Origin of the sequence: uncultured Sulfitobacter sp., assembly GCF_947502895.1 — a bacterium.
Lineage (GTDB): Bacteria > Pseudomonadota > Alphaproteobacteria > Rhodobacterales > Rhodobacteraceae > Sulfitobacter.
In genome coordinates, this window is sequence record NZ_CANNBM010000005.1 from 63,476 (window position 1) to 89,437 (window position 25,962).

Genomic DNA, 25,962 nt, shown 5'->3' on the forward strand with positions numbered 1-25,962 from the left:
TCGGTGAAGTGCTCTTGGCAAATTAGCTAGAAATCAACGACGCATCCAAGCGTTTCTCCCACGCCAAGCAGCCGATGCCCCGCGATGGCACTAAAAACGAAGGCCGAATGGCACGCGATAAAATCTGATTGAATCCAACGGAGGAATGAAATGAAATTTACGTCATTGATGAAGGTGACCGCGACCGCGATCACGTTTGCCATACCTAGTGCAGCATTTGCAGAATGGGCACCAAGCGGCCCGATCACATTGCAAATTGGTTTTGGCGCAGGTGGTTCGACGGATACTCTTGGTCGTGCGATTGCAGCAGCCGTTGAGGACAGCACATGTTGGGACGTAATTGTTGAAAACAAACCTGGTGGCGGCGGGGTTGCCATGTTGTCGACCTTGGTGAATGCCAAGCCTGATGGCTTGAAAATCGGCATGGGCGTTACGGTCGCAACGATCATGAACCTCGCGATGCGAGGCGACAAGCTGCCGTTCAAAATCGACAGCTTTGATCACCTCGCTACTGTCGTTTTGGCCCCTGTTTCAATTGTTGCCCCTGCGAACGCGCCGTATGACACGTTTGCCGAATTCATCGCGTTCAGCAAAGAGCAGTGGGGGCTCTTTGATGGGCTTTGATGGCGGCCCACAACGTCTGATCATGCAATCCATCAACAACACAGTTGGTAGTCAGGTTGAGCTTGTCTCAAACCAGAGTGGCGCCGAAATCATTAAGGGTCTTTTGGGCGGACAGTTGGACGCTGGATTTAGCGCAGGGGCGCATATCCAGTATCTGGAATCTGGTGACCTAAAGATGCTGGGTGTCGCCACTCAGGCACGCCATTCCTATTCCCCAGACACCCAAACACTGGTCGAGCAGGGATATCCCTTTTCTGTTGAGCCTTACTTTTACCTTGCGGCGCCTGCTGGTTTGGATGCCGAGGCCAAGACTGCACTTGCTAAAGCAATTGATGATGCCATCAATTCCGACGCTTTGGATCAGCTGATCGAGAACGTCATGCAAACCAAAGCAAGCAATCTGGGGCCGGAAGGCACGGAGGCTAAATTGAACAACAGTTTGGCAGATGCCTTCAACTTGATCGAGGCGGCGAAATAAAAAAGTACACTTGGCCGAGCTCTTTGGCTCGGTCATTTTTTGATATGGGGAGCCAAAATGACAGTAGAGCGCGTCTTTACTACAGTTCTTGTTTTGCTTGGTCTGGGTTTTCTGTTCTTCGTTTTACCGCAACAAGTGGAGACTGTTGAGTACGGACGCATTGTCCCATCAACTGTTCCATCCATCGCTCTTTGGATCATCGTCATCGCGGGTATTGTACAATTATTCAACAGCACTGAATGTATTGACCTGCATTTGCGCAACAGCCTTAGGGTAAGCGCATTTATGGCAATGTTTATTGCGGCGGTCTGGCTGATGGAGAAATTCGGCTTTGAATATTTCGCTCCCATTTTTGCACTGTCCATCATGTTGTTTATGGGAGAGCGCCGCTGGTACTGGCTCTTGTTCGCGGCCCTTGCGATGCCGCTGAGCATTTGGCTGCTTGTTGAAAACGTCCTTAACCGCGTCTTGCCCTAGAGAGGCCATAAATGGACTTTGCAACGATCATCGCGGGACTGACAGATGCCCTGACACCAGTAAATCTTATGTTTGTTTTTGCGGGAGTGTTCATAGGCCAGTTTGTAGGTGCAATGCCAGGGATCGGGCCGGTCATGGTTATGGCAATTGCGATCCCGTTCACCTTCGCACTCAGCCCCTTGCCAGCCATCGGATTTCTAGTTGGTGTTAACAAAGGCGGTTTGATTGGCGGGGCGATCCCCGCGATCCTGCTTAACACACCCGGCACGCCTGATGCGGGAGCAACTGCGCTGGACGGTTATCCACTTACCAAAAAGGGCAAGCCGCTCAAAGCGATGAAAATGGCGCTCTATTCGTCGGTGACTGGCGACACCTTCAGTGACATCGTTCTGATAACGCTGGCGGCACCTTTGGCGATCCTTGCATTGCAGCTGGGTCCGGTCGAGATTTTTGCGCTTATGATTTTTGCGTTCTCGCTGATTTCTGGCCTCATTGGCGCATCAATCACGAGAGGGATCATCGCCACGGCGTTTGGTTTGTTGGTCGCAACTGTCGGCCTTGATCCTGAACACTCGACGCCACGATTTTTGTTCGGCATGTTCCAGCTGTATGACGGTTTTCCAATAGCATCGGTAGCGATCGGGTCGCTTGCGGTGTCCGAAATCACCCTACGCATTGCCCGCATGCGCGGGGCTGTCTTGCCCGCTGTTGTCTTTCCCAAAGATGCAACCAAAGACCAGACCTCAGTCAGCTTTGCCGAATATTGGGCTTGCCGTTTTGTTCTGCTCAGAGGGTCTGTCATCGGCACGTTCATTGGTGCGGTTCCTGGCATGGGGTCCACAGCGGCGGCGTTTATGAGCTATGCGTCAACCAAACAATCTGCCAAGAACCCGTCGAAATTTGGCAAAGGGGACTTGCGCGGTATCGCTGCCACAGAATCCGCCAACAGTTCGGTTGCGGGGGCAGATTTCATGCCGTTGCTCACGCTGGGCCTGCCTGGCAGTGCGTCTGCCGCTATCATGATCAGTGCGTTTCTGATCCAAGGGCTTCAACCTGGCCCCCTGTTGTTCGAGCAGCAGGGGCAGCTGGTGTATGGCATCTTTGGTGCGATGATTATGGCAAATGCCTGTAATCTGGTGTGCGGTTTGTTCGGCCTGCGCCTGTGGAGCAAACTAATCACGGCCCCTGAATCTGTCGTTTTTGCGGTGGCGCTCGTGCTTTGTGTGACCGGAGTTTACCTTGCTACGGGTGGGGCGTTTGGTGTCTTTGTAATGATCCTATTCGCGGTGCTTGGCGTGATTATGACGGTGCTGCGCTATCCACTGGTTGTCTTTATCATTGCCTTCTTCCTTGGCCCAAGATTCGAGCTTTCACTAGGGCAAACCGCAACAATCCTGCGGGGGGATATCACAAACCTTGTTAATCATCCGGTTGCTGTCATCTTGTTGGCAATGTCGGTTTTTTCGATCTACTGGCTGGGCGTCAAAAAGCGGCAGAGCACCGTTTGAAAACAGGATCGGGCGCAGGGAAATTAAGGAGCTGTCATGCCAAAGAAAATACTGTTCATCATGTGCGACCAACTGCGTTTCGACTATCTTGGCTGCACAGGTCATCCCAGCATCAAAACGCCAAATATTGATGCCTTGGCGGCGCGTGGGGTGCGGTTTGACAAGACTTATGTGCAGTCGCCAATCTGTGGACCCAGCCGGATGAGCTTTTACACAGGACGCTACGTGCGCAGTCATGGATCAACATGGAACAGCTACCCCTTAAGAGTGGGGGAGATGACACTAGGCGACCACTTGCGGCCCTTGGGCGTGCGTACAGTGCTATGCGGCAAGACCCATATGCGTGCCGACCTTGAGGGTATGGAGCGTCTGGGTATTGATATGTCCAGCGACATTGGTGCGCTGGTGGCGGAATGTGGTTTTGAGGTCTGGGATCGCAGTGATGGCGTTGTGCCGGAGGGTGCTGCCGCGAACCCGTCGAAGTACAAGGAACACCTGAAGGCCAAGGGTTATGAGGGACACAATCCCTGGCACTCTGCTGCCAACTCGGGGAAGACCGACGACGGTGATATTCTGTCCGGCTGGCTGCTAAAGCACAGCACCGAGCCTGCGGCAGTGGCCGAAGAGGATTCCGAGACGCCTTATACCACGACCCGCGCCATCGAGTTTATGGAGCAGGCAAAGGACGACAGCTGGTGTCTGCATCTAAGCTATATCAAACCACACTGGCCCTACATCGTGCCTGCGCCCTATCACGACATGTATGGTGAGGCGGACGTGCTACCCGTCAAACGCTCCGAAGTTGAGCTGGAGGATCCCCATCCTTTGATGGAGGCCTACTATGGCTATCGGTATTCGCAGGCGTTCAGCCGTGACGAGGTACGCAAGGCCGTGATCCCCGCCTATATGGGTCTGATTACCCAGATTGACGACCAAATCGGACGGCTTATGACCTACCTTAAAGATAGTGGTCAGTTGGACGAGACGCTGATCGTCTTTACGTCTGATCATGGCGATTACCTCGGTGATCACTGGATGGGGGAGAAGGATCTGTTCCACGATCAGTCTGCCCGCATCCCGATGATTATCGTGGACCCCAGCGAACAGGCCGACACCACGCGGGGGCAGGTCGTAAGCGATCTGACCGAAGCGATCGATCTGGCCCCGACATTTGTCGAGTATTTTGGCGGCAAAGCGCGCGATCATATCCTGGAGGGGCACTCACTGCTGCCTGCGCTCCACGGTGGCGCTACGACCCCGCGTGAATATGCCATCTCAGAGTATGATTATTCCACGCGCATTCATCTGCGCCATCTCAGTCCGAATGCAAAATCGTGTCTTCTGACAATGGTGTTTGACGGACGTTGGAAGATGGTCTGGGTCGAAGGGCATCGCCCGATGCTCTTTGATTTGGAAACTGATTCTGACGAATTTATCGACCTCGGCGCGGACGAGGCTTATGCCCCCCAGATTGCACGCCTGTCTGCGGCTATGTTTGACTGGGCGCGCAGACAGCACAACCGCGTCACGCTATCAGACGAAAAAATCGATAACGATATGTGTCATGATGATGCTGTCGAGGGTGTGTATCTTGGGTTCTGGGACGAAGACGAGCTTGCCGCTTGGAAGGCAAAAAATAATACAGAACCTAAATAAATCGATAGCTCCCGATGTGCATCAAACGCATCGGGAGCCATCTGCCGAATTAGGTTACGGCACGTTTTTCTTTGAACTTCTGTTGGTCCCACTCGCCAGATTCCATCACTTCGCGGATATGAGCGACAGAGTCCCAGATATCGACGTAGCGCACATAGGGCGCCGCAAATCCAAAGCGCAGAATGTCCGGTGCGCGGAAATCGCCGACAACGCCGCGCGCGATGACAGCCTGCATGATTGCATAGCCTTCTTCATGGGTCATGGATACTTGCGAACCGCGGCGCTCTGCCTCCCTTGGGCTGGCAAGGGTGAAACCCATATCGCCAAGCTCTTGCTCGACCAGCGAGATGAAGAGATCACCCAAAGCCATATTTTTTTGGCGCAGGACATTCATATCAACGTCTTTGAACACCTCCAAAGCCGCCTCTAGGGCCAGTGTTGCAAGCTGGGACGCCGTGCCTGTGAGCATCTGGTCGATTGTGGGGTGGGGTTTGTATTCTTGCGTAAATGCGAAAGGTTCGGCATGGCCATGCCAACCAACAAGCGGCTGGTTCATGGTCTCGAAATGGCGGCGTGCCACAAAGACGAACGCGGGTGCGCCCGGACCACCATTGAGATATTTATACCCACAGCCCACCGCGAAATCCGCGTTACAGCCGTTGAGCTGGACAGGGTATGTGCCTGCGGAATGGGCCAGATCCCAGATCACCAAGGCGCCCAGATCCTGTGTCCGTTTGGTGATGCCTGCCATGTCATAGACGCGGCCTGACTTATAATGGATGTGGGTCAGCTGTACGAGGGCGAGGTTATCGCCTGCCTCGTCAATCGCCTGCTCGACCTCTTCGGGCATCACGCAGCGCAGCTCACAACCCATCATCTTGGCGACTTCGGCGTTGATGTAGACATCTGTTGGGAAGTTGCCGATTTCCGAGACGATGATCTTGCGATCGGGGCGCATGCGCAGCGCGCCAACCAGCAGCTTATAGAGATTCACGGAAATGGAATCGCAGACGATCACCTCGTCCTTGTCAGCACCGATCAGCCGCGAAATCGCAGCGCCAGCACGTTGGGGGGCAGGATACCAATCGGCATCATTCCAGCTGCGGATGAGGCCATGGGCCCATTCCTCTTTGACGGCCACCTCCAGCCGCTCCATCACGCCGTGCGGGAGCGCGCCAAGAGAGTTCCCGTCGAGATAGATATCACCCTCGGGAAGGATAAAGCGGTCCCGCAGATGGGCGATGGGATCATTCCCGTCCATCTTCTCGGTATCGGCGCGGGTGATTTTGTCTGATGGTGCGTTCACTGTTTTCATTCCTGATGCAGGTTCAATTTTAGGCAGGCTTATACGATCTTTGCCGAATGCCACACATTCTTGATGGTCATGTAGTTGTCCAACCCCTCAGAGCCACCCTCGCGGCCATAGCCGCTGGATTTAACACCGCCAAATGGTGTTTCGGGCATGGAGGCTTCTAGCGTATTGACTGAAAAATTACCAACTTCGACCTCATCGATCATGCGGTCAATATAATCGGCGCGGTTGGTAAAGGCATAGCCTGCCAAACCGTAAGGGACTGAGTTTGCCCGCGCGATGGCATCATCGAGCGAGGACACAGGGTTGATTACTGCAATTGGACCGAAGGGTTCTACCTGCATGATGTCTGCATCATCAGGCACATTGACCAGCACGGTCGGTTCGAAAAAATAGCCGGTGTCGCCGTGACGTGCGCCACCTGTGGCGACAGTGGCCCCTTTGGCGCGGGCATCTTCCACAAGAGCGGCTAGGGCAGGGACGCGGCGGTCATTGGCCAGCGGTCCCATCTCCACGCCCGCATCCATGCCATTGCCGACAACGGTTTGTTTGGCGCGGGCAACAAATGCTTCAACAAACTCCTCAAAGATTGCCTCGTTCACAAAAAACCGTGTGGGCGAGGTGCAGACCTGTCCCGCGTTTCGCATTTTGCGGACGGCCCCGGAAACGGCAGCGGCCTGCACATCGGTATCTTCACAGACGATGACTGGCGCATGGCCGCCCAGCTCCATCAAGACAGAGGTCATATTTTCGGAAGCCAGCGTGGTCAGATGACGGCCTACGGGGGTCGAGCCAGTGAAGGCGACCAGTCGCACGGCGTCTTGCTTGATCAGGTGGCTGGAGATCTCAGCAGGGTCGCCGAACACGAGGTTAAGCACGCCAGCAGGCAAGCCTGCATCTTCAAACGCACGGGCGATGTGGATGGCTCCTGCTGGGGTTTCTTCCGCAGCCTTGAGGATGATCGAGCAGCCGGAAGCCAAAGCGCCTGCAATCTTGCGCGCAGGTTGGCTCATCGGGAAATTCCAAGGAGAAAATGCGGCAACAACGCCGATGGGTTGATGATGGACAGAGAACTTGTGGCCTTTTGCGGCGGGGATCACGCGGCCATAGGTCCGCATTGCTTCGCCTGCGTCCCATTCAAAGAACTCGGCGCCACGGATCACTTCCATCCGGGCTTGTGCAATTGGCTTGCCGTGCTCCAGCGTGATCGACTCCGCGATATCTTCCTGCCGCTCGCGCATAAGGGCTGCGGCGCGCAGGATCGTATCACCGCGCTCGCGTGGCGAGGTCGCAGACCAGATGCGAAAGCCCTCTTCAGCGGCTTTCAATGCGTCATCAAGATCGCTTATATCGGCACAAGGCAAACGCCCAAGCTCTTGCTCGGTCGCGGGGTTTACAACGGCCATATCGCGACGTGTTGTGCGCCAGCCGCCTGCAATAAACAACTTCAGCTCAGGATACATTGATCTCGCACTCCTTAATTTCTCCCATCCAAATCAGTCAATGTTGGATGCCTATTCAAGTGAATTGAGCGGATACTGATATCAGTTTCAAGAATATCAGGGATCACCTCTCTTTTGCTGCCAGATGCAGCGCGTCTTTGAAGGCGTGCCCAGCAGGGGACAGGCTGTTGTCGCTGCGGTATGTCAGGCCAATCGGGCTTTGACCGAATGGCACGTCCCAATCGAGCGCAGTGAGATAGCCGTTCTCGACGTCTTGCTGCACGACTTCGGAAGGCATTAACCCGATCCAATCCCGAGACTGCAGCAATGCTCTATTGGCTAGATAAGATACGGATTCGATTGCGAAGGGAGGCGCGTACTGGTTCTGGCCAATGAAGAACTGGTCAATCTGGCGGCGCAGGGTTGTTTCTGGCGGCGGTAATATCCAGCCGAAAGGTTTGATCTGGTCGAAGGGTAGCGATTTGATTTTCGCCAGCGGATGGTCATTGCCAACAACTGCTGTGACCCGATCATCAAACAGTTTTTCCTGTTTCAACTTGTCGCGATGCCGGTGCGAGGGCAAGCGCCCAACAACAAGGTCGATTTCACCCGACAGCAGCGCAGGCATCAGAACTTCGTTAGTGCCTTCGTTTATCTTTATTGCGATTTTCGCACGGTTCTGCAGTACCGTCGCAATCGCTGCTGGCAGTAGTTTTGTGGAGGCTGCAAGCAGCGTACCCACGACCACGCGCCCGCTATTGCCTTCGTTCAGATCATCCAACTCCTGTGCGGCATTGGACACCTGCGCAAAAATAAGCTTGCCATGCCGGATCAGTGTGTCGCCAAAGACAGTAGGGACAACACCACGGTTGGTGCGTGTAAACAAAGTCACCTCGAAATCAATCTCGAGGTCCTGAATCATCTTGGTGGCCGCAGGTTGGGAGATGCCTAGTTCCCGCGCGGCGTTCTGGATACTGCCGTGGCTACCCACAGCAACCAGCAAACGCAGTTGTCGCAATTTGAGCCGTGTCAAAGCGCGATCCACAATCCGTGAATGTTTCGCGATCATAGTGAGATCACTCCGCTGAGGCTATCCAGTCTGCTGATCACACTCATTGCGGCAAGAGCCGAGCTGCGCGGATTGTCGGGTAGGGACTTTCCGTTGATCTGGAAAGTGAAGCTACCAAAGTCGCCGCTTGCCTGAATTTCGTGGATATTGGCGCTGACATCCGCGTCCGCGATCAAGCGCACGCTCGTCTTGTCGAAACCGACACCGGCTAGCGCCACTGCTGCGGCAACATTGGCATTCTTGGGATAGGCGAGGGCGGCTTCGCGTGCGGTCCCTTCAAAATGTGTCTGGGCGCCTGTCCTGAGGGCCTCAAGGTTTATTACTTTTTCGGCAGGTGAGCCAAGCCATCCGGCGGGTGGTTTGCGGCCAACATATGTGACTTGCTCCAACTGGCCAACGCGTGCGGCCTGAAGGCAATCCAGCGCCCCGATTGCACCGCTTGCAAGGTGGAGTTTTGCATTCCCCGCGTGCGCTGCCGCCTCTAGGCTTTGAAGAACATTTTGGTCTGCAAGCGCACCAAGCGAGACAGTCACCAGATCGATGCCCCGCTGCAATATCGCTGGGCCATGTTCTGCGAGGGCAGCGTGGCCTGCGCAATCAATCACAAGGTCCAGATCATCGGGAAAGCCCTGAACCGAATCTACATAAGTTCCGGGATTATCCGCAACGCGTGTCTGCCGTACTAGAACCGCTGCAATGCTGTGTGGTCTTTGCGCCAGTGCAGTCTGCACATAGCTAGCGATTGCGCCATTCCCGATCAAACCAATTTTCATGCCAATATCCTCTTGTTGTACTACGTCTAAACGAAATTGACTAAGTACGGATATAGATATTTGTGATACCTGATTTTGGCATTTTACCTTGGCAAACTGGCTCGAATGCGGCCCTCTGAACTGAACAAAACTTGGTTTCTCAGAACAGGTCTGCCACATGAAATACACAAAACATGACGCGAAAGCCTATGCGCGCGAGCACATGAGCGGGATTTGGGCCGCAGCTCTTAATCCGTTTAATGACGACCTGACGTTGAATGAGGCTGGGTTGCGCGCAAACATCCGTCACTGGATCGACGATCTGAAGATTCAGGGATTGTTCGTGGCTGGTAAGCAGGGCGAATTTTTCTCGATGAGCGTTGCCGAGCGTAAGCGCAATATCGAAATTGCGGTGGACGAATGTGCAGGCAAGGCTGGCGTGATCGTTTCGGTTTCTGACCAAAACATGGACACGGCGCTGGAACTTGCCCATTTCGCACAAAACGCAGGCGCGGATTTCATTGTGGTTCATGCGCCAGTCCTTAGTTTTGTGCATGACCGCGGCGAGGTGCTGTATCAATACTATAAAACATTCTGCGACCAGCTCGACATCGGGATTGCCATGTGGAGCCACCTTGACAGTGGCTATCTGATGCAGCCCGAGGAATGTGCGCGCATTGCGGAATTGCCCAACATCGTAGCGATCAAATACTCGGTACCGCGCGAGATGTATGTGAAGCTGCATCACATGATTGGTGATATAATTCAGGTCTCAACGTCGCTCGAGGATGATTGGCTTGATAATATCGAAGAGCTCGGGTGGCGGTTGTACCTCTGCTCGTCGCCACCTTATCAATTGCAGACAGCGAATGATTTGCGGATGCACGAATACACCCAGCTTGCTTTTGCAGGAAAGTTCGAAGAGGCCCGCAAGGTGCGCGATAGCCTTGAACCTGTGAGAAAAGCTATGAAGGCGTCAAAGCCGAGCGACAAGCCCACCGCCTTTGGGAAATACTGGCAAGAGCTGTTGGGTCAGACCGGTGGCCGTGTGCGTCAGCCTATGCTGGAATTGACCGATGCGGAGAAAGATGCTGTGCGTGCCGCCTTTGAAGGCTGCGGGCTAAAGCTGTAATTGCAGAGCCGGAATAAGTTACGGTAACGGGAGAAAACCATGTCCAGACTAAAAGCCTTCAATTTTCAAGCATGGATTGATGAACATCGCCACCTTTTGAAACCGCCTGTTGGAAATCAGCAGATCTGGGAAGATGCTGATCTTATGGTGACAGTCGTTGGTGGCCCGAACAAGCGCACGGACTATCATGATGATCCGGTTGAGGAGTTCTTCTATCAGCTGGAAGGTAACATGGTTCTCAAGATTTATGACGGCGAAGAGTTTTATGATGTGCCTATCCGTGAAGGCGAGATCTTTTTGCTGCCGCCGCATGTCCGTCACTCCCCCCAGCGTCCCGAGGAAGGGTCCATCGGCCTTGTTGTCGAACCCAAACGCCAAACTGGAGAACTGGACGCAATCGAGTGGTACTGTTTTGAATGCGGCACGCTTGTGCATCGCGCAGAAATGCAGCTGACTTCGATCGTGAAGGATTTACCACCCGTCTATAACAAGTTTTACGCCTCGGAAGAGGACAGAACCTGCCCCAATTGTAAGGCTCTTCACCCTGGTAAAGAGCCACCAGAGGGTTGGGTGAAAATCTAGTATTCCAAGCATATTGTATGGTGTGAGAGTTGAAGATCGCCAGTTGCCCGTGTTGCAAAAAGCAATGAAAATGTTCAGCGCGTTTTGCAACAGCTGGCGATCTTATCTGGTCAGCGTTGGCGATTGTACCAGTTCGCTTTTTCCAGTTCGCATCCCGAAACGGGCCTGCTTTTGAAAGTAGAGGCGAGATCGGCTGACAGACCCGAAAAACGCCAAACAACTGATGGCGGCACACAATGCTCTGGTAAGGGTGTTCAAAACTCTGGATGATGCGGTTGCAAATATGAGGCGCTAAATTCCAATAGCGTTATCTCAAGATCAGAAAGTGACCAAATGACCAAACAGACTGTCCTCATCACGTCCGCAACAGGCCGCATTGGCAAAGAGCTTGTGGCGCGTCTCGGTGCTGTTGGGAAGTTTAACGTGCGCGCCTGCTATTTCAGTGACGATAAAGCGCAGAGCCTGCTTTCCCTTGGCGCGCATGAGGTTGTCAAATTTGATCTGTCCGATCCTGCCACATGGGATCAAGCGCTTGATAGTGTCAGCGCTGTCTACTCCGCCTCTCTTGATCCTATGCTCAAGGGCCATCTTGCCTTCTGCAAGGAGTTGGGGCACCGCTCTGATCAGATCAAGCACGTTGTACGGGTAAGCTGCATGGGGGCCGACACAAACACCGCGGCTTATATTGCTGATCAACATGCCTCTCGCGCTGGCGCGGGGATTCCGCTGATGTTGCAACACTACTGGTGGGGCGAGAAGGCGCTGATTGACGAGGGTTTGAACGTCACAGCATTGCGGAACAACTTCTTTATGAACCACTTGCTGAAGACGGATTGCGAGACGATTGATCGTGAGGGCTGGTTTTCAAACCCGCTGGGCTATGTCCGAAACTCTTTCGTTGCGACGCGCGATATTGCAGAAGCTGCCGCAGTTGTTCTGATTGAAGGGCCAGAACGACACGCCAACAAGTTCTATGACCTCACCGGACCTGTCCCGCAATCAATGTCTGAAATCGCAGAAGATCTTGGTCGTGCGATGGGCAAAACTATTGAGTACCGCGCCCAATCCATGGTCGATTTTGAGGCAGACTTCGGTGCGACCCGTGCTGAATTTTTTGAATATTTGACCAACGGCTTTTACACTCGGTGTAGCCCTGATTTTTACAATCTGACGGGCCGTGCACCGACATCTTATTATGAGTACCTCACTACCAAGGGGGCCAGCGGTGAAACCGGACTAGAGGAATTGTGGCAGGGTAATCTTTGGAAAAAGGGTGAGGATGCGATGAAGGATGCGGCGAAAGCCTAGAGCCTTTATGGTAGGGTAGGGAGGTTGCAAGACATGCATTTGGCGGGAATTGCCCGATATCCGATCAAAGGGTTGAACGGTGAAGAGCTATACAGTGTCACGTTGGAATGCGGGCGCGGTGTGCGCGGTGATCGCCGTTTTGCGTTTGGCATCGATGCTTCGAAAGATGATGGAACGTGGTACACCTCGCGCAGCTATTTGATTAATTCCCGCAAGGATAACCTGCTAAAATTCTCACAACGCAGTGATCAGATCGCGTGGGAAATTACATCACCTTCCGGGCAGGTTTTACGGTTTAATGCGGATGACGCGGATAGTTTGAAGCGTGTAAATACCCAGCTTGGGCCGTTCTTTAGCTGCATTGAGAACGATGGTAAAACACCCTGTCTGATTGACCGAAATCCAGATGAAGGGCCGTCAGGACATTGGGACTTTCCTGACTCAGAACTGCTGATTGTAAACCTCGCAACTGTTCATGAACTGGAAAGCCACTGGGGCGTCGAGATTGATCCAAGGCGCTTTCGGGCGAATTTGCTTATTGAGGGTCTTCCACCGTGGGCAGAGTTTGGTCTCTATGGTGCCGAATTTTTGGTTGGTGACGCCAAGATATCTATCCTGAGACCCGCACGTCGCTGCCCCGCGATTTCCGTCGATCCAACTACTGGAGACCGAGATTCAGAGCTGCAAAATGACCTTGTGAATGACTACGGTCATGGGTTTTTGGGCGTCTACGCGCGGGTTTCACAGTCGGGTCATGCGGCGGTTGGTGATGAAATAGGGCATACAAATGCAGAGGCTTTGGCCCCGAGCGAAATGACGTGCGATCTTGCACCTGACATAAACCTATGGCCCAAAGCGGCTTACGCCGTGGCCACTGATACACGGGATGTTTTCAAGTTCTCGCCTCTTTGTTCGTTGGCATTGGCAGAAGATGGTGCAGTTGGCCGCATGAAAGTTCATTCGGGTCCAAGGGCTGTTTTGAACGGGCAGGTTATTCGTTCGTCTCGGGACGAATTGATCATGCGCGTCGAACAGTATGCCGACGAGATTGAAAGGCGCAGTTTGTCGGGCGAACTGGTCCTCTTGTCGGGCCCTTTTGCCAATCGGTAGCACGATAGTCGTCTTTGACTTATCTATGGACCGCAACTGCGATATCTGCGGCAAGGCGTGCATTGTTTTTGGCCAGCGAAATGTTTGCTCTCAGGCTTTCACAATTGGACTGTTCAAAACGCATAGCAGCAAGGAGGGCGTGACCTGTTTCTCGCTCAATTCTTGTGCTGTCATCGCCGCCTGCGCTGTCGAGATATCGTCATTCATGATGTCGGCAGGAATTTCGTCACGAACAGGAATTGGATTTGCGACCAATAGCCCGACCCAGCTCCAACCCATCGCGCATTTTTTGAAATGCTGCGATATCCTCATCACCAATGTAGACGTCCAATCCAGACCAAGATTTCACAAATCCCGTCCGAGTAGAACTGATCGGGCGCGGGAGTTACGGCTAACGGAATATTGCTGATCCTTCCGTGTTGGCATTAAAAAATGCTTGCCAGAAATCCGAAGTTGCTAGATTACGCACATTAGGTCGGCGATGGCGTCGCCAGCATTTTTTGCGAGACCTATTTCATCTTCCTGAACGCCGGGATCTTGCTTTGCCGTTTGTCCGGCGAGGGAGGCTTCTTGTCCTTCACGCAGGCCTTCGGCTCGCGCTTTTGAAGGAGCCTATGATGGACCGTCCACAGAATTATCGCTTTCACCAAGGGGATCGTATCCTCCCTTTCGCATCCTCTGAATATGATGCGCGTCTGACAAAGCTGCGCGCTGATATGGCGGCGGTCGGCGTTGATGCTTGTGTGTTCACCTCAATGCACAATGTCGCGTATTATTCCGGTTTCTTGTATTGTGCATTCGGGCGGCCCTACGCCCTCGTTGTTACTCCAAGCGAGAGCGTCACGATCAGTGCGGGCATCGATGCAGCACAGCCTTGGCGCCGCAGCCATGGTGATAACATCACCTATACAGACTGGCAGCGTAACAACTATTGGCGCACGATTGAATCTGTAACAGGCACCGGCAAAACGATCGGTTTTGAGGGCGATCACATCAGCGTTGTGCAAAAAGCGCTTTTGGAAGAGTTCCTATCGCCAAAATCTGCCCGCGATGTGGCTCCCGCAACGATGCTTCAGCGCATGCACAAATCAGCCGCTGAACTGGACCTTATCCGAGCGGGCGCAAATGTGGCTGATGTCGGCGGCTATGCGATCAAGGAAGCCGTCAAAATCGGCGCGCGCGAGATCGATGTTGCCATGGCGGGCCGTGACGCGATGGAGCAGGAAATCGCAAAACGCTTTCCTGACTCCGAAATACGCGACAGCTGGGTTTGGTTCCAGTCCGGCATCAACACTGATGGCGCGCATAACCCGGTGACAACCCGCAAACTCGAGCGCGGTGATATCCTCAGCCTTAACACTTTTCCGATGATCTCGGGCTACTACACGGCACTGGAGCGGACCATGTTCGTGGGTGAAGTGGATGATGCAAGCCGCAAAATCTGGGAGGCCAATGTGGCGGCCCATGAATACGGCATGAGCTTGCTTGTGCCCGGTGCCAAGTGCTCAGAGATCACACATAAGATCAACGATTTCTTCGCAGAGCGCGATCTGCTGCAATACCGGACCTTTGGATATGGCCACTCCTTCGGGGTGCTGTCGCACTATTATGGCCGCGAGGCAGGGTTGGAACTGCGGGAGGATATCGACACGGTGCTTGAACCCGGAATGGTGATCTCGATGGAACCGATGCTGACGATTGCGGATGGTGAGCCAGGTGCAGGCGGTTACCGTGAGCATGATATCCTGATCATCAACGATGACGGCAACGAGAACATTACGGGCTATCCATACGGCCCCGATTTCAACGTCGTTGGTTAAGTCATACACTTGATCGCCGTTTGGTGAATGGCGGTCCATGTATGGCTTCGGTGGTTATGCGGCTATGACGCGTAGCACTGATCGTCAGGCCGCTTGATAGTGTCTCCCTTGCAAAGGTGAAAACCGTTGCAAGGGGGGTTCGACGTCAGCGAGCACGCCATAGCCCTTGGAATATTGCGTGGATGGTGTTGCCATATTGGTGTGGCAGGCCGTTTGTTTAGGGGATGGTGGCATGGGTATTGCTACGGTCAATTACATCCCTGATGGGATCCTCCGGCAAGCCAATCAAGACTGCGGTCTGCCTGTGCTCTTTGCTACTTACGAACTACCTTCAGCAAACCCAAGCAGCTTGGCTGGCGCAATCTGCGATTTAGGTGGGGCTTCACGTAGGTTTAACCTTGATCCTGTTGCGGTGACCGTAGGGGGATTCGCCGTAGCGTGTTTTGAAATGGCGTGAAAACACGTTGTCAGAGTTGAAACCCGCGGCCATGGAAACTTCCATCACACTCATGTTCGTCTCCATAAGCAGCGTTCTTGCCCGATCCAACCGGATGTTGCGATAGGTTTGCGCAGGGGCCTCATTCAGTAGGTGTTTGAACTGACGCTCTATCTGGCGGCGCGAAATTCCCGCGTGTTCGGCCAGTTCATTAAGAGTGAGAGGCGTCTCGATGTTGTCATACATCGCACGCAACACAGCTAGAACGCGCGGGTTTCGAGAGCTGATAGCCTTTGCAATGGATGACCTCTGTTCACTGCGCACCGTGATGTCAGGCCCATTCAGACACATATCCGAGACAGCGATCGCAAAGTCTTCGCCGTAGTCCGCAGCAATCAGCGAGATCATCATTTCGGTAGCTGCAGCGCCACCTCCACAGGTCAAAAGGTCACCGTCCCGTTCAAATCGCTGCGGGGTCGGGGCCAGATCAGGAAAGGCTTCGTTGAAGCCAGGCTGGTTTTCCCAATGCAGGGTAAACTTTTTACCAGTCAAAAGCCCCGCACGGGCAAGCGTCGCAGCACCCGTACAGATGCCACCAAATCTGCCACCAAATCGCGCGTGGTGGCGCACATTGCCGAGAACTGTATCGGATGCTGCGTTCGTGCCGTTGTTACCCGAACATACAAAAAGATATGTGTCCGAGTTCAGATCACCAAGGCCCGCATGTACTCCGACATCGACGCCCGAAGACGATGATACCGGTGCTCCGTCATCTGAATAGACCAACCAGCCATAGAGTGGCTTTTGGGCTAACTGGTTCGCAATGCGCAGTGGATCAAGAGCGGCACTAAAGGCAAGTAAGGTGAACTGTGGCAGTAGTAAAAAGCCAAACCATCTGGTTTCTTTAGAATTCTTGACGGGATAACTAAATGCACCCGCAGGTACGAGGTCAGGCCTTGCAGATGATTTACCGGCGGCGGTATTCAAGTTTCACCCCTTAGCCTGTGCTATCCAACAACATCGGGAACCAATCTGTGCGCAAGCGCTGGCCAGCGGTCATGTCGTGGCCTGGGAAGGGCGGCGAAGTGGGGCCAGGGCGTTCGACATAGCGGGCATCATCACCCAAAAGCCGCAGCGAAAAAGCACGGCGCCGCGTGCCGGCTTCATTCCCGCGTGCGCCGTGCAGTGTTTTGTAGTTGAAAGCCACCGCATCGCCCGGTTCCATCTCGTATTCGCGGATGTCCATCTCCATCGCGTCAGGGTCGGGAACCTGCATATAGTCGTCATCGTTTGGATAAAAGCTGGTCTCGGCCAACCAACGCGTTGGCAAAACAGGCTTTTCCCAGCGGTGTGATCCTGCGACACAACGCAACGACGCATTGCGCACGGGGTCAAGTGGAGACCAAAAGCTGACTGTCTGCTCTCCTTCAACGAAGTAATATGGGCTGTCTTGATGCCACGGAGTCGGCTTGGATGTTCCTGGCTCTTTGACGAGCACATGATCGTGGAACATCTGCACGGTATTGGATTGCATCAGGTCTGCGGCAACCGCCGCGGCAGGTGAGGCTTTGATTGCCGCCTCAAATTCGGGAATGCGCGTCCAGTTGCAGTAGTCATCGAAAAATCGCCCGCCTTCGCCTTCTTTGAGGTTTTCAGCCGCATAAGGGCCTGGCTCGGCCATGTTGCGCTCCACGCCTGCGCGCAGCAGCTCGACCTGATCTTTGAACAGACCTTTTATCAAAACAACGCCATCGCGGGTGTAGGCATCGATGTGATCTTGGGTCAGGAGAGGGTGTGTCATTTTAAAAGCCTTTTGCGTGGATTGTCTTGGTTGATCTAGCCTATTCGGCCATCTGTTGATCGACCTGTTGTTCTTCGTTGATCATCGCTTGGAGCTGCCGGCGGAACCGAAGTTGGCCTCCATCAATCGGCAGATCAATATGGGGAGAAGACTTGTTTGCCATGCCCTTCTGCACCTCGTTCAGAACATCACGGTCCTCTTCAAAGGCATGCTGAACGTCTTCTGACATCATTTGGGACATGGCCTCATCATTGGGACGGATATTGCGCAACTGGAACCAGTAATAGCGGGTTTGCCCTTCGTTCGTGGGCGTCATAAAGTTATAGCTGTCCATGATGAATGTCTTCTCGTGAAGTGGTCCATCAGGCCCGCCCGTGCCAGCAGGTGTAAACACGGCTTTAATCAATGCATGGGATGGAAAGCGGACTTCGTAGTGTTGCAGGCGGTCGCAATTACCTTCGAATTCGACGACCTTTTTGTAGAACGGGGCAGGTTCGTGATCCATCATCCAGCGGTGCACAATCACACCATCATCGGTCTTTTTGATCCGTAGTGGTGTGTCTTTGGTGGCGGCAGCGGCAAAGCTGCTTTGATGCACCCATGCGACATGGGTCGGGTCCAGCAGATTGTCGCACATGAGCAAATAGTTGCAGTCCAGCTCCATTGCGGCACCGCGGTTGATACCCCATGCAGGGTTATCGTAATTCTCGATCTCGAAGATGTCAGAGGGGTCAGCCAGCGCAGGATTGCCCATCCAGATCCAGACCAACCCGTATTTTTCGTGCAACGGATAGGCGTGAACTTTGGCATTGGATGGGATGCCGCCCGAACCAGGGGCCCAGACACACTGGCCGACACAGTTGAATGTCAGACCATGATAGCCACATTCGACAGTGTCGCCTTTAATGCGGCCCTTGGACAAGGGCAGCTTGCGATGCGGGCACGCATCCTCCAGTGCCACCAGATCGCCGCTTTCTGTGCGATAGACACAGACCTTTTCTCCCAAAACAATAATCTGTTGCAGGTCACGGGTAATCTCGTGGTCCCATGCGGCCACATACCAAGCGTTCTTCAAAAACATATGCGTCTTCCTTTGGTCTAGCGGCCCAAGATGCCAGGCAAATTCAAGCCTTTTTCGCGCGCGCAGTCCAGGGCTTCCTCATATCCTGCATCTGCGTGCCGCATGACACCAGTTGCGGGATCATTCCACAGGACATTCTTGATCCGTCGATCTGCATCCTCAGTTCCATCGCAACAAATGACCATGCCCGAATGCTGGGAAAATCCCATGCCGACGCCGCCGCCGTGGTGCAGCGACACCCAAGTTGCACCACCAGCCACGTTCAGCATGGCGTTTAGCAATGGCCAGTCGGACACAGCGTCAGAGCCGTCTTTCATGCTTTCGGTCTCGCGGTTGGGGGAGGCCACGGAGCCGCTGTCGAGATGGTCACGCCCGATCACAACAGGAGCGGAAAGCTCACCCGTGCGGACCATTTCGTTGAAGGCAAGCCCCAGCTTGTCACGCAGGCCAAGACCGACCCAGCAAATGCGGGCGGGTAGGCCCTGAAATTCGATCCGCTCACGCGCCATGTCCAGCCAGTTGTGCAGATGCGGGTCGTCGATCAGTTCTTTGACCTTCGCATCCGTTTTGTAGATGTCTTCGGGATCGCCGGACAAAGCACACCAGCGGAACGGGCCAACGCCACGGCAAAACAGCGGACGAATGTAGGCAGGCACAAAACCAGGGAAATCAAAGGCGTTCTCAAGGCCTTCTTCCTGCGCCACTTGGCGGATGTTGTTGCCGTAATCGAGGGTCGGTACACCATCGTTCCAGAAATCAACCATTGCTTTGACTTGTACCTTCATCGACGCGCGGGCGGCTTTTTCCACCGCTTTAGGGTCTGATTCTTGCTTGGCGCGCCATTCGGCCACGGTCCAACCTTGGGGCAGATAGCCATGGATGGGATCATGTGCAGACGTCTGGTCGGTGACCATATCGGGCTTCACGCCGCGCTTGACCAACTCGGGGAAGACATCCGCCGCATTCCCGATCAGAGCAACTGATTTTGCTTCACCCGCTTTCGTCCATTTATCTATCATGGCCAAAGCATCGTCGAGCGAATGGGTTTTCTCGTCAACATAACGGGTGCGCAGCCGGAAATCGGCGCGTGTTTCGTCGCATTCGACAGCCAAACAACAGGCTCCGGCCATTACCGCCGCAAGCGGCTGCGCGCCGCCCATGCCACCCAGACCGCCTGTCAGGATCCAGCGGCCCTTGAGGTTGCCTTCGTAATGCTGGCGGCCTGCTTCCATGAAGGTCTCATAAGTGCCTTGAACGATGCCTTGCGTGCCAATGTAAATCCACGATCCCGCGGTCATCTGGCCGTACATCGCAAGGCCTTTTTTATCGAGCTCGTTGAAGTGATCCCAATTGGCCCAATGCGGCACGAGATTCGAGTTTGCGATCAAAACGCGGGGCGCGTCTTTGTGGGTGTTGAATACGCCCACAGGCTTGCCCGATTGCACCAGCAGCGTTTGCGTGTCCTCAAGGTCCTTGAGCGCGGCAACAATGGCGTCAAAGTCTTCCCATGTGCGTGCTGCACGGCCGATGCCGCCATACACGACCAGTTCATGCGGGTTCTCGGCCACATCGGGGTGCAGGTTGTTCATCAGCATGCGCATCGGCGCCTCGGTGAGCCAGCTTTTGGCTGTGATCTCACTCCCTGTCGGAGGGTAGATGTCGCGGAGGTTGTGGCGGGAGTTGGTCATGTAAGATCTCCATTCAGGGCGATATGTGCAAGTTTGCCAAGCAGTCGTGATAAGGGGCGGCGCAAGCGGGTGGCTTTTATGTCGTCGTATGTCCAAGGCTGGCTTTCGGACGTGAGGTAGGTGGATTGTGCCAGTTCCATCTGGATGGCGTGGATACCTGTATCGGGCTTGCCATAATGGCGCGTGGTCCAGCCGCCTTTGAAGCGACCATTCAGGACCGTGGTATAACTCTCTTCTGCGCGGCACAGCCCATAGGTCGCGGTTTCAATGGCACGGTCGCATGTTGAACCAAGGTTTGTACCAATATTAAAATCCGGCAGGGTGCCTTCGAACAGATATGGGATTTTGCTTCGGATCGAGTGGCAATCATACAAGATTGCGATGCCGTGGATCGCTTTTACCCGCGTCAGCTCGTCTCGGAGAGCGGCATGATAGGATGCGTGGAATTTGCGCCGACGGTCTTCAATCTCGGCGTCGGTTGGCGGCGTCTCCCAGATATCGACGCCATCAAAATCCGTCAGCGGCACCAGCGTTGTGGTGTTCTGGCCAGGATACAGGCTGCCGCCCTGCGGGTCACGATTGGCGTCGATTACATAGCGATGAAAATTGGCAGTCACTGTGGTCGCTTCAGCCAGCACCCCGTTATAGAGTTTATCAATGTGCCAGTCGGTATCAGCCAGCTTGCGACCATTTTCGTTTAGCTTGTCGGCGATTTCCTCTGGCACGTAGGTTCCAGTGTGAGGGAGCCCAAACACGATAGGGCCAGTGCCTTGTACTACGCTGACCGGCGTCATTCTGCATGGCCTTTGACAAATGCGGGCAGGTCGGCGGAGGCGGCGAGCGCACCTGTTTCGACCAAAGAAGCAGCGGCTTCGATAGAAGGTGCCATATAGCGGTCCTCAACAATTGTTGGCACCTTCGCGCGCAGAATGGCCATAGCAGTTTTCAAAGCATCACTGGTTTGCATTGGCCTGCGAAACTCAATGCCTTGAACTGCGCACATTGCCTCGACGCCCAGTATCACATTGAGGTTCGCGTTCATTCGCAATAGCCGCCGCGCGGCATGTGCTGCCATGCTGACATGGTCTTCTTGATTGGCTGATGTTGGCGTGCTGTCGGTCGTGCAGGGATTGGCGAGATGCTTGTTCTCGCTCATCAACGCTGCGGTCGTGACTTCGGCAATCATCAGGCCGGAGTTCAGACCAGGATCAGGTGTCAGGAAAGGCGGCAGATCGAAGCTGAGCGTCGGGTCCACCATCAACGCCACGCGGCGCTGCGCAATAGCCCCCAGCTCGGAGACTGCAACCGCAATCTGGTCGGCGGCAAAGCCCACAGGCTCGGCGTGAAAGTTGCCACCTGACACGATCAGATTATCGTCGACCAGAACGAGTGGGTTGTCGGTCACGGCGTTGGCTTCGATCTCAAGTGTGCGGCCTGCAAAATGCAGTAGGTCCATCGCGGCACCTGTCACTTGGGGTTGGCAGCGGATGCAGTAGGGGTCTTGGACGCGGGTGTCGCCATCCACATGGCTTTCGCGGATTTCGGACCCTTGCATAAGGGCGCGTTGTGCGCGGGCTACGGCAATCTGGCCAGCGTGACCACGCAGTGTATGGATCGCGTCCTGCAATGGGGCTGTGGAGCCCATGATTGCATCCGTGGATAACGCACAAGTCAGCACGCAAGTGGCGGCATTGCGCCAAGCACCCCATAGCCCAACCAGCGCGCAGGCAGTCGAAAACTGTGTCCCGTTGATCAATGCAAGGCCTTCTTTTGCACCCAGAACAATCGGCGTAATGCCCGCTTTGCCCAATGCCTCGCCCGCTGGCATGCGAACGCCCTCAAATGTAGCCTCGCCTTCGCCTATCATTGCGGCGGCCATATGCGCGAGCGGGGCCAGATCGCCAGACGCCCCGACGGAACCCTGGCTTGGGATCACGGGGGTTACGCCCTTTGCGAGCATGTCTTGGAGTATTTCGACTGTGGTCATGGCAACGCCAGAAGCGCCGCGCCCCAGTGACAAGAGTTTGAGAACCATCATTAACCGAGTGGTAGGCGCGTCTAACGGCTCCCCGACACCGCAGCAATGCGACAGTATCAGGTTGCGCTGAAGCGTTGCTACATCCTTGGCTTCGATCTTGACGCTGGCAAGTTTGCCAAAGCCGGTGTTGACGCCGTAGACAGCCGTGTCGCCAGCAGCAGCCTTTGCCACAAGCGCTTGGGCGGCTTTGATGCCATCATGAGAAGAGGGATGCAGCACAACAGCGTAGCTGTTCGCCCAGATATCTTGTAGCTGAGCCAGCGTCGCAGCACCTGGTGTGAGTGTGATTGTCATAGCGACCCCTTGAAGATGCGTTTGTGAAGTGGATTGAACCCGATGCGGTAAGCCAGCTCGGCTGGGTGTGTCACATCCCAGATGCACAGATCGGCACGGGCATTCGGAATAATCCGGCCGCGATCCAAAGAACCCAATGCTGATGCGGCGTGAGCGGTGAATCCCAAGAGAGCTTCTAGCGGGGTCATTCTGAACAATGTGCAAGCCATGTTCATAGCAAGCAAAGGCGACGATAGAGGTGAGGAACCGGGGTTGCAGTCGGTCGCAAGAGCCATCGGCACGTTGTTTTTGCGAAACGCCTCGATCGGGGGCGCTTGGGTTTCGCGCAATGTATAGAAGGCACCCGGTAGGACAACGGCCACTGTGCCAGACTTCGCAAGAGCGCGGGCGTCCAGCTCGGTGGCATATTCAACATGATCAGCGCTGAGTGCATTATACTTTGCAGCCAACTGGGTGCCACCTGTGTTCGATAATTGCTCCGCATGGAGCTTTACTGGCAGGCCAAGTTCACCCGCGACATCAAACACGCGTGAAATCTGCGTGGTATCAAACGCAATCCCCTCACAAAATCCATCGACAACATCGACCAGTCCTTCGGCATGTGCCGCCCGAAGGGTGGGAATACAGACCTCATCAATATAGGCGTCGGGCCTGCCGCTGAATTCTGGCGGTGTTGCATGCGCGCCCAGAAAGCTGGTGTGAACGTCAATATCTCGAACCTGCCCGATCTGGCGGGCAACCCGTAGCATTTTCAACTCGGTCTCAAGATCCAGACCATAGCCGCTTTTGATCTCGATAAGCGTGACACCTTCGGCAATCATTGCATCGACGCGGGGCAGCGTGTTTTCAAGCAACACTTCGATTGATGCCTCGCGTGTGGCGCGAACAGTTGAGTTGATGCCGCCGCCGGACCGAGAAACCTCTTCATAGCTTGCGCCGTTAAGACGCTGTTCAAACTCTGCAGCGCGGTTGCCGCCAAAAACAACATGCGTATGACAGTCTATTAATGCCGGGGTTACCAACCTGTCGTTCAAATCATGGACTGGACCTGAGAGGTAGATATCAGGAACGCAATCAGCAGACCCTACCCAGACAATCTTCTCGCCCTCTATCGCGACAGCTCCTTGGGCGATCAAACCAAAGTTCTTGTCGTCTGCAAGGGTAACGACCTGCGCATTTGTAAGAAGCATGATTTGCCTGACTTGTTTATATTCACTCTTAATGCTTTTATGTATGCACATAAAATTTTGTCAAGTGGAGTGAACAATGCAAACGATTTGGGCTGCGACTGCGCTGCTGCCATCTGGATGGGCGTCAAATGTTCGGATTGATGTCGATGCACAGGGATATATTTGCGATGTTCAGGCAGAAGCGCCTGCGCATGGCTGCCGTGTTCCGACGCTGCTTCCTGCGCCAGTAAATGTGCATAGCCATGCGTTTCAGCGTGCGATGGCGGGCCTGACAGAGCGGCGCGGCCCCGACCCGAGCGACAGTTTCTGGACATGGCGTCAGCTGATGTTCCGCTTTCTTGACCGTCTGACACCCGAGCATATTCAGGCGATCACAGCCTTTGTGCAGATGGAAATGCTGGAGGCTGGCTATAGCGCGTCAGTTGAGTTTCATTATCTGCACCACCAGCAAGGGGGGGTGCCTTATGAAAACATCGCCGAAACATCTGACCGTGTGCTGGCTGCGGCGGATCAGACAGGAATGGGCCTGTGCCTGTTGCCTGTTCATTATCAATACGGTGGGTGTGACCAACGTGATTTGACGGCAGGACAGATTCGCTTTGGTAATACTTTTCAACAGTTCCAAACGCTTTACGATGCAGCGTCTACAAGCCTCAAGGACGCGCCAGCCGATAGCGCGATTGGCGTAGCTCCTCACTCCCTGCGTGCCGTCGGCATTCAAGACCTTAAGGCTTATAATACCGCATTTCCCAGCGGGCCGATCCACATGCATTTGGCAGAGCAGCGCGCCGAGGTCGCTGAGGTCGAGGCGCATTGGGGCGCGCGGCCTGTGACTTGGGCGCTCGCAAACATGGAACTGGATTCGCGGTGGTGCTTGATTCACTGTACCCAAATGACGCCGGAAGAAACCGCTGCTTTGGCGCGTTCTGGCGCGGTTGCAGGTCTTTGCCCAATTACGGAAAGCAGTCTTGGAGACGGGATTTTTGACGCGGTGCGCTGGTTGGATAATGACGGCAAATTTGCCATCGGGTCTGACAGCAACATTCGTATTTCGCTGAGTGAAGAGTTACGCACGCTGGACTATTCCCAACGCTTGCGGGACGGGACGCGTGCGGCGCTTGCATCCCCTGACAAATCGACAGGTCGTCGGATGTACGATGGTATTTTGCAAGGTGGCGCGCGCGCGTCTGGACGTCAAACCGGCCGCATCGAAGTCGGTTGCTGGGCTGACCTGCTCTCGCTTGACACAAGCTCTGAGCATATGTGGGGCAGGGAGGGGGATACCGCCCTTGATGCATGGATTTTCGCGGGAGACGATCGCCTTGTAACAGATGTTTGGTCTGCGGGTCGGCATATGGTAAAGGGCGGCAGGCATGAAAATCGAACCGCTATCGTTGCGGCCTATAAGCGAGTAATTGATAAATTGAGAGACGCGTTGTGAACGCCCCTACTTTTAGAAGCTGGCAAAGCGTACAGGACGAAGTCCTGCGCCGGATTCATGCCCGCGAATGGTCACCGGGAGAGCTGATCCCGAATGAGGCTGATCTGGCTGTTGAATTCGGCTGCGCCCGTTCCACGGTGAACCGTGCGCTGCGGTCCTTGGCCGAGAATGGTCTGTTGGACCGCAAGCGCAAGGCAGGTACCCGTGTTGCAGCACAACCTGTCGCCAAGGCTACGCTGGACATTGCGGTACTTCGGCACGAGGTCGAAGAGCATGGAGGCAAATACGGCTATCAGTTGATCGCACGCGATGTCGTCGTGCCGCCCCTCAGCGTCAGCGGTGCGATGAAGACGATGGCGGATGAAAAACTGTTGCATGTGCGGGCGCTGCACCTCGCGGATGATGAGGCTTATGCAATCGAGGATCGGTGGATTAATACGCGGATTGTCCCTGCCGTTTCAGCCGAGACTTTCCAATCTGTCAGTGCAAATGAATGGCTGATGAAACACGCGCCTTACACACACGGTGAGATCGCGTTTTCTGCGGTTCAAGCATCTGTTGATGACGCTGAAATTATGGGTGTTGCTGAGAACAGTGCACTGTTCGCAATAGACCGACTGACTTGGGACAGTGAAGTGTCGGTGACCAAAGTTAAGCTATTATTCAGCCCCGGATACCAGTTACGCACCGGGCTTTGATAACAAAGCAGGACTGGTTCGACCG

Annotated in this window: 24 protein-coding genes; 12 read left to right on the forward strand and 12 right to left on the reverse strand. The window is 54.5% G+C overall.

What is annotated here, in order from left to right:
* Positions 1-150: 150 nt before the first annotated feature.
* Genes Q0903_RS16915 through Q0903_RS16935 form a run of 5 tightly spaced genes read left to right on the forward strand, consistent with a single transcriptional unit; the run spans position 151 to position 4,743 of the window.
* Positions 151-624, forward strand: coding sequence for a tripartite tricarboxylate transporter substrate-binding protein (locus Q0903_RS16915; RefSeq protein WP_299417274.1), 474 nt, complete (start codon positions 151-153; stop codon positions 622-624).
* The gene (locus tag Q0903_RS16920; protein WP_299417276.1) at positions 614-1,102 is read left to right on the forward strand and encodes a tripartite tricarboxylate transporter substrate-binding protein; all 489 of its coding nucleotides are present in this window, start codon (positions 614-616) and stop codon (positions 1,100-1,102) included. The genes Q0903_RS16915 and Q0903_RS16920 overlap by 11 nt, the downstream gene beginning before the upstream one ends.
* Positions 1,103-1,159: 57 nt before the next feature.
* On the forward strand, positions 1,160-1,579 hold the full coding sequence (locus Q0903_RS16925) for a tripartite tricarboxylate transporter TctB family protein (protein ID WP_299417278.1): 420 nt from the start codon (positions 1,160-1,162) through the stop codon (positions 1,577-1,579).
* Positions 1,580-1,590: 11 nt separating this feature from the next.
* A complete protein-coding gene (locus tag Q0903_RS16930) occupies positions 1,591-3,087 on the forward strand; it encodes a tripartite tricarboxylate transporter permease (protein WP_299417280.1) in 1,497 nt (498 codons plus the stop codon).
* A 36-nt stretch (positions 3,088-3,123) separates the two neighbouring features.
* Complete coding sequence (locus Q0903_RS16935; protein ID WP_299417282.1) at positions 3,124-4,743, forward strand: alkaline phosphatase family protein; 1,620 nt, start codon at positions 3,124-3,126, stop codon at positions 4,741-4,743.
* A gap of 49 nt (positions 4,744-4,792) precedes the next feature.
* On the opposite strand, the gene kynU is transcribed toward Q0903_RS16935, so the two are convergent.
* The 4 genes from kynU to Q0903_RS16955 form a co-directional block, all read right to left on the reverse strand.
* Positions 4,793-6,049 carry a kynureninase gene (gene kynU, locus Q0903_RS16940; protein WP_299417284.1) on the reverse strand — a complete coding sequence of 419 codons (1,257 nt, stop codon included), beginning with the start codon at positions 6,047-6,049 and terminating at the stop codon, positions 4,793-4,795.
* Between the two features lie 38 nt (positions 6,050-6,087).
* Positions 6,088-7,518, reverse strand: coding sequence for an NAD-dependent succinate-semialdehyde dehydrogenase (locus tag Q0903_RS16945; RefSeq protein ID WP_299417286.1), 1,431 nt, complete (start codon positions 7,516-7,518; stop codon positions 6,088-6,090).
* 103 nt (positions 7,519-7,621) lie between these two features.
* The gene (locus tag Q0903_RS16950; protein ID WP_299030878.1) at positions 7,622-8,566 is read right to left on the reverse strand and encodes a LysR substrate-binding domain-containing protein; all 945 of its coding nucleotides are present in this window, start codon (positions 8,564-8,566) and stop codon (positions 7,622-7,624) included.
* Complete coding sequence (locus tag Q0903_RS16955; protein WP_299417288.1) at positions 8,563-9,339, reverse strand: aspartate dehydrogenase; 777 nt, start codon at positions 9,337-9,339, stop codon at positions 8,563-8,565. The genes Q0903_RS16950 and Q0903_RS16955 overlap by 4 nt, the downstream gene beginning before the upstream one ends.
* A 157-nt stretch (positions 9,340-9,496) precedes the next feature.
* Here Q0903_RS16955 and Q0903_RS16960 point away from each other — a divergent pair, with 157 nt between their 5' ends.
* The 4 genes from Q0903_RS16960 to Q0903_RS16975 all read left to right on the forward strand — a co-directional run bounded on the left by Q0903_RS16960 (position 9,497) and on the right by Q0903_RS16975 (position 13,450).
* The gene (locus Q0903_RS16960; protein ID WP_299417290.1) at positions 9,497-10,450 is read left to right on the forward strand and encodes a dihydrodipicolinate synthase family protein; all 954 of its coding nucleotides are present in this window, start codon (positions 9,497-9,499) and stop codon (positions 10,448-10,450) included.
* Between the two features lie 39 nt (positions 10,451-10,489).
* Complete coding sequence (locus Q0903_RS16965) at positions 10,490-11,032, forward strand: 3-hydroxyanthranilate 3,4-dioxygenase (protein WP_299030875.1); 543 nt, start codon at positions 10,490-10,492, stop codon at positions 11,030-11,032.
* A 333-nt stretch (positions 11,033-11,365) separates the two neighbouring features.
* Entirely contained in the window at positions 11,366-12,340 is a 975-nt protein-coding gene (locus Q0903_RS16970; protein ID WP_299417292.1) for an NAD(P)H-binding protein, read from the forward strand.
* A gap of 33 nt (positions 12,341-12,373) precedes the next feature.
* Positions 12,374-13,450: an MOSC domain-containing protein gene (locus tag Q0903_RS16975; protein WP_299417294.1), complete on the forward strand. Its 1,077-nt coding sequence runs from the start codon at positions 12,374-12,376 to the stop codon at positions 13,448-13,450.
* A gap of 90 nt (positions 13,451-13,540) precedes the next feature.
* Here the strand turns inward: Q0903_RS16975 and Q0903_RS16980 are convergent, their stop codons facing one another.
* Complete coding sequence (locus Q0903_RS16980) at positions 13,541-13,729, reverse strand: pseudouridine-5'-phosphate glycosidase (protein ID WP_299417296.1); 189 nt, start codon at positions 13,727-13,729, stop codon at positions 13,541-13,543.
* 338 nt (positions 13,730-14,067) lie between these two features.
* Here Q0903_RS16980 and Q0903_RS16985 point away from each other — a divergent pair, with 338 nt between their 5' ends.
* Entirely contained in the window at positions 14,068-15,270 is a 1,203-nt protein-coding gene (locus Q0903_RS16985; RefSeq protein ID WP_299417298.1) for an aminopeptidase P family protein, read from the forward strand.
* A 382-nt stretch (positions 15,271-15,652) separates the two neighbouring features.
* Here the strand turns inward: Q0903_RS16985 and Q0903_RS16990 are convergent, their stop codons facing one another.
* The 7 genes from Q0903_RS16990 to hutI are packed head-to-tail and all read right to left on the reverse strand — an operon-like array spanning position 15,653 to position 23,798.
* Positions 15,653-16,693 (reverse strand): GlxA family transcriptional regulator, encoded by a 1,041-nt coding sequence (locus Q0903_RS16990; RefSeq protein ID WP_299030870.1) that lies wholly within the window; start codon positions 16,691-16,693, stop codon positions 15,653-15,655.
* Between the two features lie 10 nt (positions 16,694-16,703).
* Positions 16,704-17,507, reverse strand: a complete 804-nt coding sequence (locus Q0903_RS16995; RefSeq protein WP_299417300.1) for a phytanoyl-CoA dioxygenase family protein — start codon at positions 17,505-17,507, stop codon at positions 16,704-16,706.
* A 40-nt stretch (positions 17,508-17,547) separates the two neighbouring features.
* Positions 17,548-18,588, reverse strand: a complete 1,041-nt coding sequence (locus Q0903_RS17000) for an aromatic ring-hydroxylating dioxygenase subunit alpha (protein ID WP_299417302.1) — start codon at positions 18,586-18,588, stop codon at positions 17,548-17,550.
* 17 nt (positions 18,589-18,605) lie between these two features.
* A complete protein-coding gene (gene hutU / locus Q0903_RS17005) occupies positions 18,606-20,276 on the reverse strand; it encodes a urocanate hydratase (protein ID WP_299417304.1) in 1,671 nt (556 codons plus the stop codon).
* Positions 20,273-21,070 carry an N-formylglutamate deformylase gene (hutG, locus tag Q0903_RS17010; RefSeq protein ID WP_299417306.1) on the reverse strand — a complete coding sequence of 266 codons (798 nt, stop codon included), beginning with the start codon at positions 21,068-21,070 and terminating at the stop codon, positions 20,273-20,275. Before hutG ends, hutU begins: the two co-directional genes overlap by 4 nt.
* Positions 21,067-22,608, reverse strand: coding sequence for a histidine ammonia-lyase (gene hutH / locus Q0903_RS17015; RefSeq protein ID WP_299417308.1), 1,542 nt, complete (start codon positions 22,606-22,608; stop codon positions 21,067-21,069). Before hutH ends, hutG begins: the two co-directional genes overlap by 4 nt.
* Positions 22,605-23,798, reverse strand: a complete 1,194-nt coding sequence (gene hutI / locus Q0903_RS17020) for an imidazolonepropionase (RefSeq protein WP_299417310.1) — start codon at positions 23,796-23,798, stop codon at positions 22,605-22,607. Before hutI ends, hutH begins: the two co-directional genes overlap by 4 nt.
* 76 nt (positions 23,799-23,874) lie before the next feature.
* Between hutI and Q0903_RS17025 the strand changes: the two genes are divergently transcribed.
* Together Q0903_RS17025 and Q0903_RS17030 are read left to right on the forward strand one after the other, a co-directional pair.
* Complete coding sequence (locus Q0903_RS17025; protein WP_299417312.1) at positions 23,875-25,239, forward strand: formimidoylglutamate deiminase; 1,365 nt, start codon at positions 23,875-23,877, stop codon at positions 25,237-25,239.
* Positions 25,236-25,937: a GntR family transcriptional regulator gene (locus Q0903_RS17030; RefSeq protein ID WP_299417314.1), complete on the forward strand. Its 702-nt coding sequence runs from the start codon at positions 25,236-25,238 to the stop codon at positions 25,935-25,937. The genes Q0903_RS17025 and Q0903_RS17030 overlap by 4 nt, the downstream gene beginning before the upstream one ends.
* The last annotated feature ends 25 nt before the right edge of the window (positions 25,938-25,962 follow it).

Coding starts and splice junctions, on each gene's coding strand:
- Q0903_RS16915 (WP_299417274.1), top strand. CDS start 151: ATGAAATTTACGTCATTGATGAAGGTGACCGCGACCGCGATCACGTTT.
- Q0903_RS16920 (WP_299417276.1), top strand. CDS start 614: ATGGGCTTTGATGGCGGCCCACAACGTCTGATCATGCAATCCATCAAC.
- Q0903_RS16925 (WP_299417278.1), top strand. CDS start 1,160: ATGACAGTAGAGCGCGTCTTTACTACAGTTCTTGTTTTGCTTGGTCTG.
- Q0903_RS16930 (WP_299417280.1), top strand. CDS start 1,591: ATGGACTTTGCAACGATCATCGCGGGACTGACAGATGCCCTGACACCA.
- Q0903_RS16935 (WP_299417282.1), top strand. CDS start 3,124: ATGCCAAAGAAAATACTGTTCATCATGTGCGACCAACTGCGTTTCGAC.
- Q0903_RS16945 (WP_299417286.1), bottom strand. CDS start 7,518: ATGTATCCTGAGCTGAAGTTGTTTATTGCAGGCGGCTGGCGCACAACA.
- Q0903_RS16950 (WP_299030878.1), bottom strand. CDS start 8,566: ATGATCGCGAAACATTCACGGATTGTGGATCGCGCTTTGACACGGCTC.
- Q0903_RS16955 (WP_299417288.1), bottom strand. CDS start 9,339: ATGAAAATTGGTTTGATCGGGAATGGCGCAATCGCTAGCTATGTGCAG.
- Q0903_RS16960 (WP_299417290.1), top strand. CDS start 9,497: ATGAAATACACAAAACATGACGCGAAAGCCTATGCGCGCGAGCACATG.
- Q0903_RS16965 (WP_299030875.1), top strand. CDS start 10,490: ATGTCCAGACTAAAAGCCTTCAATTTTCAAGCATGGATTGATGAACAT.
- Q0903_RS16970 (WP_299417292.1), top strand. CDS start 11,366: ATGACCAAACAGACTGTCCTCATCACGTCCGCAACAGGCCGCATTGGC.
- Q0903_RS16975 (WP_299417294.1), top strand. CDS start 12,374: ATGCATTTGGCGGGAATTGCCCGATATCCGATCAAAGGGTTGAACGGT.
- Q0903_RS16980 (WP_299417296.1), bottom strand. CDS start 13,729: ATGGGTTGGAGCTGGGTCGGGCTATTGGTCGCAAATCCAATTCCTGTT.
- Q0903_RS16985 (WP_299417298.1), top strand. CDS start 14,068: ATGGACCGTCCACAGAATTATCGCTTTCACCAAGGGGATCGTATCCTC.
- Q0903_RS16995 (WP_299417300.1), bottom strand. CDS start 17,507: ATGACACACCCTCTCCTGACCCAAGATCACATCGATGCCTACACCCGC.
- Q0903_RS17000 (WP_299417302.1), bottom strand. CDS start 18,588: ATGTTTTTGAAGAACGCTTGGTATGTGGCCGCATGGGACCACGAGATT.
- hutU (WP_299417304.1), bottom strand. CDS start 20,276: ATGACCAACTCCCGCCACAACCTCCGCGACATCTACCCTCCGACAGGG.
- hutG (WP_299417306.1), bottom strand. CDS start 21,070: ATGACGCCGGTCAGCGTAGTACAAGGCACTGGCCCTATCGTGTTTGGG.
- hutH (WP_299417308.1), bottom strand. CDS start 22,608: ATGACAATCACACTCACACCAGGTGCTGCGACGCTGGCTCAGCTACAA.
- hutI (WP_299417310.1), bottom strand. CDS start 23,798: ATGCTTCTTACAAATGCGCAGGTCGTTACCCTTGCAGACGACAAGAAC.
- Q0903_RS17025 (WP_299417312.1), top strand. CDS start 23,875: ATGCAAACGATTTGGGCTGCGACTGCGCTGCTGCCATCTGGATGGGCG.